This is a genomic window from Gordonibacter sp., from assembly GCF_036667095.1.
In the GTDB taxonomy this organism is placed as follows: Bacteria; Actinomycetota; Coriobacteriia; order Coriobacteriales; family Eggerthellaceae; genus Gordonibacter.
Map to the genome: position 1 here is coordinate 19,684 of NZ_JAVWUP010000019.1, position 12,560 is coordinate 32,243.

Below are 12,560 nucleotides of genomic sequence, written 5' to 3' on the forward strand. Positions count from 1 at the left end.
CCCGTTCGTGGCATAATAAGCGTTTAAGCATTCGATGCAAAGTGCGCGCGGCTCGAAACGACAGCAGCCTGCGCCCGGTACGTAAAGGAGACGAATATGTCGCAGCCCCGCTTCGGTCGCATGATCCCGGCCATGGTCACGCCGTTCGACAAGAACCGCGATCTGGACCTCGACCGCGCTCAGGCGCTGGCAAAGCGGTTGGTTGACGGAGGCAGCGACTCGCTCATTATCTCCGGCACGACCGGCGAGAGCCCGACGGTGTTCTACCCGCAGAAGATCGAGCTGTTCCGCGCCGTCATAGAAGCGGTGGGTGATCGTGTGCCCGTTATTGCCAACGTAGGCGATAACTGCACAGCCGACACCATCGACTTCGCGCACGATGTGGCGAAACTGGGCGTTGACGGATTCATGTGCGTCGTGCCGTACTACAGCAAGCCTCCGCAAGAGGGTATCTACGCGCACTTCGATGCCATTGCAAGCGCTGTGGAGCTGCCGATCATCCTCTATAATATCCCCGGCCGCTGCGTGGTGAACATGACTGCCGAGACTACGCTGCGTTTGGCGAGCGAGCATGGGAACATCGTTGCCGTGAAAGAGGCATCGGGCGACATGGCGCAGATCAAGGCTATTATCGACGGTGCGCCGGAAGGCTTTGCCGTGTATTCGGGCGACGATGCTGCCACCTACGAGCTTATGCAGCTGGGCGGCGACGGCGTCATCTCGACCATCGGCAACGTGGCGCCTGCTCGCATGAAGGAAATCGTCGAACTGTGCGCTGCGGGCGACTTCGACGGCGCGTTGGCGGCGCATGAGCGCCTGCTGCCGCTGATGAAGGGCCTGTTCGAGACTTCCAATCCCATTTTGGTGAAGGAAGCGCTCAAGCTTGTCGGCTTCCCGGTGGGCGGTGTGCGTCTGCCCTTGGTGGATGCTACCTCCGAGCAATCCGAGCGCCTTGCGGCCATCATGCGCGAAGTGGGCGTACTCGAAGCTTAAAATCACGCCGTGGCGCAAAGGCGCCGCAGCACAAGGACGGATGCGCCGCCTGCAAGGGCGGCGCTGTATGATAAGGAATAGTATGGAACAAAATAACACGCGCCCCGAGCGCGAGCAGAGCCGTGCGCAGGGAAACCGGCGCAGTAGCACCGCTCGTGCCAACGGTGGCAACAGCGGCCGCGAGAAGAACACGCGGTCGTACAAGCATGTGCAGCTGGAACACCAGCGTCCGCACCTCACGAAGGACGGACAGCAGCAAAACGGCCAGCAGAAGCAGGGTGGTGGGCAACAGGACACGCGACGCAGCGTCGCTTCGCCTAAGAAAGATCAGAATGCCACGTTGAAGGTCATCCCGCTGGGCGGTTTGGATGCCATCGGAAAGAACATGACCGTGTTCGAGTGCAAAGGCGACATGATCCTCGACGATGCGGGACTGATGTTTCCCGACGACGATCATCCGGGCATCGACCTGATCCTGCCCGACTACACCTATGTGCTGGAGAACGCCGACAAACTGCGCGGCATCATTATCACGCACGGCCACGAGGATCACACCGGCACGTTGCCGTACCTGATGAAGGATCTGGACCGCCAGATTCCCATCTACGGCACGAAGATGACGTTGGGCCTGATCGAAGGCAAGTTCGCCGAACATAGGATCAAAAACGCGAAGCTTATCGAGATCAAGCCGGGCGACCAGGTGAAGCTGGGCTGCATGACAGCCGAATTCTTCGCCGTGAACCACTCCATTCCGGGAGCCGTGGGCGTGTTCTTCCAGAGTCCTGCCGGAAACGTGCTCCATACGGGCGACTTCAAGCTCGATCAGACGCCCATCGACGGGGTGACTACCGATTTCGGTGCGCTCGCGAAGTATTCGCAGATGGGCGTGGACCTCATGATGAGCGACTCCACGAACGCCCAGAACCCCAACTTCACGCCGAGCGAGGCCGAGGTAGGCAAGGAGCTGGCGAAGATCATCTCGCAGGCCAAGGGCCGCGTGATCATCGCCTCGTTCGCAAGCCATATCCACCGCATGCAGCAGATCTGCGACGCCGCGCGCAACAACGGCCGTAAGGTCGTGGTCACGGGGCGCTCGATGATCCAGAACACCGACATCGCGCGGCGCCTGGGCTACCTGAACATTCCCGACGAGGATATCGTGGACGCCTACGATCTGAAGGGCATTCCGCCTGAGCAGGTGGTCATCATGTGCACGGGAAGCCAGGGCGAGCCGCTCTCGGCCCTTGCGCGCATTGCCAACGGCGAGCACAAGACCATCGATTTGGACAAGGGCGATACGGTCATCATCTCGGCTACGCCGGTTCCCGGCAACGAGAAGGCCGTCACGCGCGTGGTCAACTCGCTGGCCAAGATCGGGGCAGATGTCTACGACAAGAAGCGTGCCATGGTGCATGTGTCAGGACACGCCGGTGCCGAGGAGCTGAAACTGGTCCTTTCCATCGTAAGTCCCACGGCCTTCATGCCGGTGCACGGCGAGGCGACGCATCTGCGCGCCCACGCGCGCTTGGCAGAGGCGACGGGCGTGCCGACGGAAAACGTGTTCATCTGCGAGAACGGCGAAAGCTTGGAGCTTACGTCGCGCGGGGTGCAGCACGGCGAGACCGTGCAGAGCGGTATCGTGTTCGTGGACGGCCTGTCGGTGGGCGATACGTCGCAGGATATCCTCGACGAGCGTAACGCGCTGGGTTCCCAGGGTTTCGCTGCTGTGGCAGCTGCCATTTCGGGTAAGCGCAAGGATCTGGTGGGCGACGTGCAGATCGAGATGCACGGTATCACGGGCGGGGACGACGAGTACCTGCTACGCGATGCCCAGTCTACCGTGAAGAACGCACTCAAGCGCCAGCTGGGCAAGGGCGGCGGCGCGCGCGAGCTGAAGAAGGCGGCGCGCGACTCGCTGCTCTCTCTCTTGTGGGAACGCACGAAGCAGCGCCCCATGGCCGTCGTGAACTTGCTGGAAGTTTAAGCTATAATGGCCGCATGTGCTCAAGCGCAGGCGGCCATTTGCCCGCGTAATCGAACTTGAAACGTACTCTAAACGCAGCAAAAGGAGCTGGGCCGTGGCCCGACAGTCAGCACCCGCATCCAATAAATCTTCCAAAGCCTCGTCAGCTGCGAAGCCGAAGGGCAAGGCGGCATCGCCTGCCGAGAAAAGCGCCCGTAAAAACGGCGCTGTTGCGTCGCGCGCGGTTCCAGAGGACAGCCGGCGCATCATGGACGACCGCACCCAGCGCGACATCACGGGTGTCGCGTTCGCTGTGGTTGCCATCGCGCTGTTCGTGGCGGCCGTCATGCCGACGAACGCCATCGTGACGTCGTTCGTGTCGACGGCCCTGCACCTGGTATTGGGCTTGGGAGCCTACCTTCTGCCGTTTTTCTTGCTGATCATCGGGGCGAGCTTTCTCGTACGTTTCGATCGCGAGCGTGTTCCCGCTCGCGTGTCAGCGGGCTTGGTCATGATCTTCGTGGCCGTGTTGGTCCTTTTGGCGCTGTTCACCCCCTTGGATGCCGGCAGGGAAGGCGCTCCTGCGGCCTTGTTCGCAGCCGACCAGCTCTCGGCACGCGGCGGTTATATCGGCGCAGGTATCGCCTGGGTCGGGTTCACCCTGCTTGGCCAGGTTATCTCGTGCATCATCATGTTCGGTGTCATCGTGGCTGGCTTCGTGATCATCGGCTTCTCGCTCTCGAAGCTGATCGAGCATGTGCAGAGCAAACACTCCGAGGCGAGCGAGGACGGTGCCGGTGTGCTTGCGGCGCCCGCCTACGCACGCGTCCGGCGCTCCGAGGGCAAGGGCGCACAAGCTGCGGCAGCAGACGAGGCCCAGGCCACAAGCGTGCTTCCCCGTACCAAGAAGGGGAGGGCGGAGCGCGCCGAGGAGGGTGAGAAGAAGCCGCGCCGTGCCTCTGAATCGCTGAATACCCAGGTCATCGGCGGGCGGCATGCCGCCTCATTCGATGCTCCCGCTGCGGTGGAGCAGCCCTTGACCCGAAAGCTCGGCCGCGCGCGCAACGCCGTTGATGCAGATGCGCAAGCGACACGCAAGAAAACGTCTTCCACGCCGCTTGCTGCTCCCCAGCCGCAGGATGGTTTCCAGTTGCCCACACCCGATATGCTCGCCACAAGCAACTTGTCCAAGAAGGACAAGGCCAACGAAGTTGAGCTGCGCGAGACAGCCGACTGCCTACAGGAGACGCTTGAGAGCTTCAGTATCTTCGCCGAGGTCGTAGGCTGGGTGGCCGGGCCCACGGTGACGCTGTTCAAGGTGGATCTGCCCTCCGGCGTGCGCGTAAGCCGCATCACGGCGCTTGAGCAGGACATTGCTCTCGCGCTCGCTGCACCCGGCGTGCGCATCTTCGCGCCCATTCCTGGCACGAACTACGTCGGTATCGAAGTACCCAACCGCACGCGCCAGACCGTGCTTTTGGGCGATGTGCTCAAAGATGCGCAGGAGGGGCCCCTGCAGGTTGCCATCGGCAAGGACGTCGAGGGCCGATCCATCGTGTCCGACCTGTCCAAGATGCCCCACCTGCTCATCGGCGGCACCACGGGCTCAGGCAAGTCGGTGTCGGTGAACGCCATGATCATGTCCATCCTCATGCGCGCCACACCCGCTGAGGTGCGCTTCATCATGATCGACCCCAAGCGCGTGGAGTTCACGCCCTACAACGGCATCCCGCACCTCTACGTACCCGTTGTCACCGAGGCGCGTGAGGCTGCGAGTGCGCTCTCGTGGGGCGTGGCCGAGATGGAGCGGCGCCTGAAGGTGTTCTCCAAGGTAGGTGCCCGCAACATCGGCCAGTACAATGCCAAGGTGCAAGCCGAGCTTGCCGAACAGCAGAAAGTCGCAGACGAGGGCAAGGAGCCCGCTGCGCGCGCGCTGGGAGACGAGCTTCCCTACATCGTCATCATCATCGACGAGCTGGCCGACCTCATGATGAACGTGGGCAAGGAAGTTGAGTTCTCCATCAGCCGCATCGCGCAGCTGGCGCGTGCCGCCGGCATCCACCTGATCGTGGCCACGCAGCGTCCGTCCACAAACGTGGTCACGGGCCTCATCAAGGCGAACATCACGAACCGCATCGCGTTCAACGTGGCTTCGGGCATCGATAGCCGCGTCGTGCTGGACACGCCGGGTGCCGAGCGCCTCATCGGATTGGGCGACTTACTGCTGTCGAAGCCTGAGCTGGCCAAGCCGCAGCGCATCCAGGGCTGCTATGTCTCAGAAGACGAGATCAATGCCGTGGTGGACATGCTCAAGGAGCAAGGCGAGCCCGAGTACCATTCCGAGATATTGCAGACGAACCTTATCACGTTGGGAGCGTCGCAGCCCGACGGCAGCGGAGGCAGCTGCTCGGACGACGATCCGCTTATCTGGGAGGCTGCCGATATCGTTGTGTCGAGCGCCCTGGGCTCTACGTCGAACATACAAAGGCGCCTGAAAGTTGGTTATTCTCGCGCTGGGCGTATAATGGACATGCTCGAGGATAAGGGCGTCGTGGGGCCGCCGAACGGCAGCAAACCCCGTGATGTGTTAGTTGACGCCATGGAGCTGGAGACGCTGAAGGCGTTCGAGGCGCAAGACTCAGGCGAGGAGTAACGACGTGGCACGGATGACATTCGGATCGATATTGCAGGAGGCCCGTGAGCGCAAGGGCCTCGACCTGTCCACGGCATCACGGCGATTGCGGATACGTCCGGATATCCTACGTGCTATCGAAAGCAACGACTTCTCCCGCATGCCCCCACGCGGCTATACTCGCAACATGGTGAACGCCTATGCACGCCTTCTCGGGCTCAATCCTACCGAAATAACGCGCATGTATCTGGACGAAGCCTACGCCTACCAGGTGGGACGTGCTCGTTCGGACGTTCAGCCGGCATCGGGCTTCGACATGGGCGAGGCTACACGCACGCGTCGTGCCCCCCGTGCAACGCGCCAGGAAGAGGAGCCGGCGGAGCACGCTCCCCGGCAAAACGCCTTCGGGCGGGCTCTCTACGACGACCGTACCGCCTACAGCCGCGCCGACTACGGCCAGCGTGGCGCGGCGACCGGAGGATCTGATCGCCGGTATGCGGAGGGACGCACGCATGCCAGCCGCCATACCGCGCTTCCGAACACCCAGTACACGAACTTCTATGCGGGCCCGAAGGCTTCGAGCGGCGTGCAGTCTAAGCTGCCGTTCCTTATTGCGGGCGGCGTCATACTCGTGCTGCTTATCGTGGTGCTGTTCCTGGTGTTCGGCAACAAGGGCAGCGCCAGCGAGGATGTGCCGAAGGTGCCAGTAACCGGCCTGACCGACACCACGCAAAACGGCCAGGGCGATGGGGAGCAACAGCAGCAGCAAGCGCCGGTTGAAACCGCACCTACGAACGTGCAGGTGGTCTACGAGGTGGCGAAGGGCGAGGACCCTTATGCGGTCATCACTGCGAACGGCGAGGCTTCTGAGGTGTTCTTGACCGCAGGCTCTAAAGAGACCGTCGAGGTAACGGGCACCTGGACCCTTGCTTGCTGGATGAGCGATTCTGTCACCGTCACGGTGAATGGCGAGAAGGTTGCGTTCGACACCACCGACGCCAACGGGGTTCCCATGGTGTCTGTCGACTTCAATACCTACTTAGAGAAGTGGAAGGCCGATCATCCGAATGCGGCGACATCGGGTGCAAAAGCTGCTTCCGGCACCGATGGGCAGGCATCTAATGCCGGTGCTTCGGGCACGGGAAACAATACGGGCTCGTCGAGCGCAGCGTAACCAGACGGAGGCCAAACAGGCCCTCGGGCTTTCACGACCGCACTTAGGCGCGGATTTCGCAACCGACCGGCTGTGGAATCCGCGCTTTGCACGTTCAAGGAGAGATTCTGCCTGAACGTGCGCTCTTGCCCTCGCCGCCATCCGCTTCCCGGCCTATGCTGCTTGCCTGCAATCCAGGGCGTTCGCCTTGAAATAAGGTATGCTGGTCGGAAACATAAAACGAGACGGCCCGACTGGACAGGCGGGCCGAAACGGGAAAGGAGCACCGGCTATGGCGAAAGAATCCAGCTTCGACGTGGTGTCCACGATCGACATGCAGGAGGTCGACAATGCGTTTCAGCAGGCGAAGAAGGAGCTGGCGCAGCGCTACGACCTGAAGGACTCGGGTGCCGAGATATCGCTCGACAAGGCGAACAAGACCATGGCTGTGTCCGCTCCGGCCGATTTCGTGGCAAAGCAAGTCATCGATGTCATCGCCACCAAACTCGTCAAGCGCGGCATCGACTTGGGCGCGGTGAAGTGGGCGGATTCCCAGGCAGCAGCCGGGCAGAGCGTACGTCAGACGGCCTCTGTCGTCGAAGGCATCGAAAAAGATATCGCCAGTAAGATAAACAAGGATATCAAGGCTACGAAGATCAAGGTCAAAGTGCAGATCGAGGGCGACAAGCTGCGGGTGAGCGCCCCCTCGCGCGATGCGCTTCAGGAAGTCATTGCCTTCCTGAAGGACCAGGATTACGGTCAGCCGCTCCAATACGTGAACTACCGCTAGGCTGCGAGGACCATGGATACAGCTTCGCAGGATCTCGCTCGACTGTCAGTAGCGTTCATCACCCTGGGGTGCGCTAAAAACGAAGTGGACACGACCCACATGCGGGCACGGGTGGCCGAAGCGGGCTATGCACTAGCAGACGACCCGGCAGATGCCGATGCGGTTGTAGTGAACACCTGCTCGTTCATACAGGCGGCTACCGAAGAGAGCCTCGAGGCTATCTTCGACGCAGCCGATCTGCCCCAGGTCGCATCAGGGAGGGCGAAGCTCGTGGTAGCCGGCTGCATGCCAGCTCGCTACGGTGACGAGCTGGCCTCCGAGTTGACCGAGGCCGGGGCGTTCGTGCCCTGCTCGCGTGAGGACGATATCGCAGCGGTGCTGGCCGAGGTAATTGGAGCGCCGTCCCAAGGAGGGGTTGCCGGCCCTGCTGCGGAAGACAAGCTGGCAGGAGTGTCGGCCTACGTCAAGATATCGGACGGCTGCGACCGCTTCTGCTCGTACTGCACGATTCCCTACATCCGGGGGCGCTATCGCAGCTTCCCGCTGGATGAAGTGCGCGCTGAAGTGGACGATCTGGTGGCGCGCGGTGCCCGCGAGGTCGTGCTCATCGCGCAGGACACGGGACGCTGGGGTGCCGACTTCGACGATCCCTCGACACTGGCTGTCCTTGTGACGTCCTTGGCAGAAGAGCATGCGGACACGTGGTTCCGTGTCATGTATATCCAGCCGGAAGGCCTCACCGACGAGCTTTTGGACGCGGTAGCTACCCATGACAACGTATGCAGCTACTTCGACATCCCGTTCCAGCACGCCGATGCCGGCATCTTGCGCGCCATGAACCGCACCGGCTCAGGTGCAGAGTTCAACGACCTGATCGCACGGGTGCGCCAGCGCATTCCACAGGCAACGTTGCGCACGACGCTCATCGCCGGCTTTCCCGGCGAGACCGACGAGCAGTTCGAGGACCTCTGCACGTTCGTGGAGGAGGCCGACCTTGACTACATCGGCGTGTTTCCCTATTCGCGCGAAGAGGGTACGCGAGCACACGACCTGGCTGAACAAGTGGACGACGACGAGAAAGCCGATCGCGCACAGCGTTTGCGCGATCTGTCGGATGCCGTCTGCACGCCGCGTGTGGCGGCACGCATCGGGCGCACTCTGGACGTGCTGGTGGAAGGACGCGAGGAAGACGGGCAGCTGTTCGGCCGTGCCATGTGCCAGGCCCCCGAGGTGGACGGCGTGACCTACCTTGAGTCGGGCGAGGTCGGCGAGATCCGCCGCGTGGTTATCGGGGACACGCTGCTCTACGAGATGGAAGGTGCGTGATAGGACGTATGCGAACGTCTGAACAGATAACGCCGACACCGGCAAACAAGCTGTGGACGCCAGCTAACGTCGTCACACTCGTGCGCATCTGCCTGGTGCCGCTGTTTGTCGTAGCCCTTATCAGCCCCTGGCCCGAATGGTTTGGCCTGCCGAAAGACCTCAACGGTGCAAAGAGCCTTATCGCGGCTGGTATCTTCATTGTTATATCGTGCACTGACTGGCTGGATGGCTATCTGGCGCGCAGCCGTGGGGAAGTGACCGACTTCGGCAAGTTCATGGACCCGCTTGCCGACAAGATACTCGTAGCAGCGGCCTTGCTGGCGCTGGTCGAGCTGGGTGCCTTGCCCAGCTGGGTCGTCCTGGTCATACTGGCGCGCGAATTCATCGTGTCGGGCGTGCGCATGGTCGCGGCAACCGAAGGCGTAGTTATCGCTGCCAGCTGGTACGGTAAATTCAAGACCGTGTTCCAGATGATCGCGATCGTGCTGTTCACCATTAAAGACAGTTACATGGTAGGCAGCGTGCACGCTGCGTTCTCCGATTGGATGTGGCTTCTCAGCTGGGGAGTCATGATCATTGCGCTTGTGCTGACGGTGGTGTCCATGCTGGACTACATCGCCAAGGCGCGCCATTTGATCGGGTTTGCGCCGAAACGAGCACGGAAGAAGAGCTCGGCAGCCGACGCCGGCGAGGATAGGGGCGGGCACCCCGCCCTCGACTCTTGCACCGAAAGAGGGGCGCTTGAGGGGGCGGGCGCCGATAAGGCGGCAGTCGCTGATGCGCAACGGCAGCTGGACGAAGGGGAGCTTGCAGCTATCTCACCCGACGAGCTAAACAGGCTTGCCCGGGAAGTGCTCGAGGCGGCGCGCACGGCAGGACGGACCCTCGGTACGGCAGAGAGCCTGACAGGCGGCCTTATCGCGGCAACGCTTACCGAGGTGCCGGGAAGCTCGGAAGTGGTGCGCGGGGCCGTAGTCAGTTATGTGAACGAAGTGAAGCAAGGGCTTCTGGGCGTTGACGGAAAGACGCTGGAGCGCGCGGGTGCCGTAAGCGAGGAAACGGCACGGGGCATGGCCGAGGGAGCGCGGCGCGACTTGGACGCCGATGTGGTGGTGGCGGTTACCGGCATCGCCGGTCCGGGGGGTGCCGAACCGGGAAAGCCCGTTGGCACCGTATGGATCGGACTCGCTTATAGCGCGGAAACGGTTGCTCGTCGGTATTGCTTTGCAGGTGACCGTACCCAAGTGCGCCTTCAAACGGTGCGGGCGGCACTTGCGCTTATGGGCGAGGCCTTGAAAGCATAAAGATCCTTTTGCGTTTGCCGCAATTTCCCATGCAAGGGGAAACGATGCCCCGCCAGCTTCCAAGGGGGACGGTATCGAAAGTCCCCGAGGTTGCACAAAATTACCGCAAAACGAATATCGGCGGCCATGCGGTCGTCGATATTCGTTTTCGTGGATCGTTATTCGGCTACAGGGGCTTTTCATGCAGCCCCTGTGTGCGGACGAGGGGGCTCGCTGTCCGCACGGGAGGTATATCCTTGATCCTTTCCGTTTTTCTGACATCCGCCTATCCCTGGTGTGTACGGATGAGGCGAGGCGATGTTCTTTGTTGCGCCCTGCAATACACATCGCCTTCTAACCCTATGCTGCAATTGATAAGAAGAACTTCTTGCTTGGAGCGTGCTTGCATTCTGCTCGGTTTCAGGCGGTCGTCTGGTCGGAAAACTGTCGGATCTTTGCGGTGTTTTGACGGCTCTTTTACGATCGATCGGTAAGGTTGCGGAGGTATGCTTTCCCTAGCAAATTGCTAAACCTGTCTTGACAGACAAACATTTGTACGCATAATAGTAAGCAACGGAATTCAACCGTACACGCTCGAGAAGAGAAGGACCATGAACGACGAAAAATCCAAGATGCTCAAGCTGACGACCGACCAGATCGAATCCAAGTTCGGGCAAGGCTCCATCATGAAGCTCGGCGAGGATGGCAAAAACCTTAGCATCGGCGTTATTCCTACGGGAGCGCTACCGCTTGACGCGGCGCTCGGTATCGGCGGAGTACCGCGCGGCCGCGTCATCGAGGTGTACGGGCCCGAATCGAGCGGCAAGACGACGCTTGCCCTTCAGATTCTAGCCGAAGCCCAGGCTATGGGCGGTATTGCTGCCTTCATCGACGCGGAGCACGCTCTCGACCCCGTATATGCGGCACGCTTAGGCGTAGATATCGACGAGGTTCTGGTCTCCCAGCCCGATACTGGCGAGCAGGCGCTTGAGATCTGCGATATGCTGGTACGTTCGGGTGCTATCGACTGCGTCGTCATCGACTCGGTAGCCGCGCTCGTGCCCCGAGCCGAGATCGAGGGCGAGATCGGCGATACGACGGTCGGCCTGCAGGCCCGGTTAATGTCGCAAGCCTTACGCAAACTGGCAGGCTCTCTTTCCAAATCGAACACCACCTGCATTTTCATCAACCAGTTGCGCGAGAAGATCGGCGTCATGTTCGGCAACCCCGAAACGACCACAGGTGGCCGCGCACTCAAGTTCTTCTCGAGTGTGCGTATCGACATCCGCCGCATCGACTCCATCAAGAAAGACGGCGAGATCGTCGGCAACCGTGTACGCGCCAAAGTGGTGAAGAACAAAGTAGCCCCTCCCTTCAAGCAGGCGGAGTTCGACCTCATGTACGGCGAGGGAATCTCGCGTGAAGGCTGCATCGTTGACATGGCTGTCGAAGCCGGCGTGGCAAAGAAGAGCGGCGCCTGGTACACCTACGGTGACGAGCGGCTCGGCCAAGGGCGCGAGGCGGCAAAGCAAACGCTCAAGGAGAACCCCGATCTACGTGATGAACTGGAACTGAAGGTACGCGAGGCCTTTGAGATACCGGTGATCACGCGCACGGCCGACGAAGCCGACGCCATGTCTCCGGTAGCGAAGCCCACGAAGAAGAAGTAGCAGATCCGACATGGACGATACCCTCAAAGCGCACTTGCGTGCGCAGATAGCCGCTATCGAGGCGAAGAATCCCACACCGATGCTGTCTGGCCATATCGTGCCTGGCGGCACCTGCAAGGGGCCTTGTGGCAGCGAGGGTGCCAGCTCGTTCAAAACGAACCGCCGCACCACCGAGGACGAGGGAAGTTGCGAGGCGCCCGACGAGCGCGGAGAGCGTCTGCGCGCATTTCGCAAGATAGAGCGGCTCTGCAATGTACGCGAGCAGGCAAGTGAGCAGCTGCGCCGTCGTCTCGTGCGCGACGGCTTTTCCGAAGCAGCGACTGAGGCTGCTATCGTCCGGGCGCTGGGATGCGGCCTTGTGGACGATGCCCGATTCGCCGAAGTGCTTGTGCGTTGCCGTTTGGCGGCAGGTAAGGGAATGCAGGGAATCGAGCGAGAGCTCTCCTCGCTCGGCATCGAGCCGTCCTCCGTTTCCGGCTGGCCCGACGAATTCTCGACAGGGGAGGAGAGTGAAATCGAGCGAGCCCTCGCACTGCTCGAACGCAAGCCCCCTCGTGCGAAAAACCAACGCGACGCTGCCTATCGCCGTCTTGCTCAAAAGGGATTCTCGGCTTCCATAGCCACTACGGCGGCAAGGCTTTGGAGCGAATCTGCTCAAGTGGGTTCTTGTCCGACAGACTGGTAGCGCTTGGCGTGTCGCATAAGTCGCATAAGTCGGCCGATGCTTTCCGCTATTTTTCTGACAGGGGT

At 61.3% G+C, this 12,560-nt stretch carries 9 protein-coding genes; all 9 read left to right on the plus strand.

Going from position 1 to position 12,560, the window contains the following annotated elements; genetic code table 11:
* Window positions 1–96 precede the first annotated feature (96 nt).
* A complete protein-coding gene (dapA, locus tag RR842_RS03580; RefSeq protein ID WP_332513037.1) occupies window positions 97–993 on the plus strand; it encodes a 4-hydroxy-tetrahydrodipicolinate synthase in 897 nt (298 codons plus the stop codon).
* An 82-nt stretch (window positions 994–1,075) separates the two neighbouring features.
* On the plus strand, window positions 1,076–2,977 hold the full coding sequence (locus RR842_RS03585; RefSeq protein ID WP_332521271.1) for a ribonuclease J: 1,902 nt from the start codon (window positions 1,076–1,078) through the stop codon (window positions 2,975–2,977).
* 94 nt (window positions 2,978–3,071) lie between these two features.
* Window positions 3,072–5,609, plus strand: a complete 2,538-nt coding sequence (locus RR842_RS03590) for a DNA translocase FtsK 4TM domain-containing protein (RefSeq protein WP_332728992.1) — start codon at window positions 3,072–3,074, stop codon at window positions 5,607–5,609.
* 13 nt (window positions 5,610–5,622) lie between these two features.
* A complete protein-coding gene (locus RR842_RS03595; RefSeq protein ID WP_332728996.1) occupies window positions 5,623–6,762 on the plus strand; it encodes a helix-turn-helix transcriptional regulator in 1,140 nt (379 codons plus the stop codon).
* A gap of 271 nt (window positions 6,763–7,033) precedes the next feature.
* Window positions 7,034–7,531, plus strand: a complete 498-nt coding sequence (locus RR842_RS03600; RefSeq protein WP_332513042.1) for a YajQ family cyclic di-GMP-binding protein — start codon at window positions 7,034–7,036, stop codon at window positions 7,529–7,531.
* Window positions 7,532–7,543: 12 nt separating this feature from the next.
* Window positions 7,544–8,857 carry a 30S ribosomal protein S12 methylthiotransferase RimO gene (rimO, locus tag RR842_RS03605; RefSeq protein ID WP_332728993.1) on the plus strand — a complete coding sequence of 438 codons (1,314 nt, stop codon included), beginning with the start codon at window positions 7,544–7,546 and terminating at the stop codon, window positions 8,855–8,857.
* Window positions 8,858–8,865: 8 nt separating this feature from the next.
* Window positions 8,866–10,161, plus strand: coding sequence for a CDP-diacylglycerol--glycerol-3-phosphate 3-phosphatidyltransferase (pgsA, locus tag RR842_RS03610; RefSeq protein WP_332721621.1), 1,296 nt, complete (start codon window positions 8,866–8,868; stop codon window positions 10,159–10,161).
* A gap of 590 nt (window positions 10,162–10,751) precedes the next feature.
* A complete protein-coding gene (recA, locus tag RR842_RS03615; protein WP_332513655.1) occupies window positions 10,752–11,810 on the plus strand; it encodes a recombinase RecA in 1,059 nt (352 codons plus the stop codon).
* Between the two features lie 10 nt (window positions 11,811–11,820).
* Window positions 11,821–12,495 carry a RecX family transcriptional regulator gene (locus tag RR842_RS03620; RefSeq protein ID WP_332728994.1) on the plus strand — a complete coding sequence of 225 codons (675 nt, stop codon included), beginning with the start codon at window positions 11,821–11,823 and terminating at the stop codon, window positions 12,493–12,495.
* Window positions 12,496–12,560 lie beyond the last annotated feature (65 nt).

Coding starts and splice junctions, on each gene's coding strand:
- dapA (WP_332513037.1), top strand. CDS start 97: ATGTCGCAGCCCCGCTTCGGTCGCATGATCCCGGCCATGGTCACGCCG.
- RR842_RS03585 (WP_332521271.1), top strand. CDS start 1,076: ATGGAACAAAATAACACGCGCCCCGAGCGCGAGCAGAGCCGTGCGCAG.
- RR842_RS03595 (WP_332728996.1), top strand. CDS start 5,623: ATGACATTCGGATCGATATTGCAGGAGGCCCGTGAGCGCAAGGGCCTC.
- RR842_RS03600 (WP_332513042.1), top strand. CDS start 7,034: ATGGCGAAAGAATCCAGCTTCGACGTGGTGTCCACGATCGACATGCAG.
- rimO (WP_332728993.1), top strand. CDS start 7,544: ATGGATACAGCTTCGCAGGATCTCGCTCGACTGTCAGTAGCGTTCATC.
- pgsA (WP_332721621.1), top strand. CDS start 8,866: ATGCGAACGTCTGAACAGATAACGCCGACACCGGCAAACAAGCTGTGG.
- recA (WP_332513655.1), top strand. CDS start 10,752: ATGAACGACGAAAAATCCAAGATGCTCAAGCTGACGACCGACCAGATC.
- RR842_RS03620 (WP_332728994.1), top strand. CDS start 11,821: ATGGACGATACCCTCAAAGCGCACTTGCGTGCGCAGATAGCCGCTATC.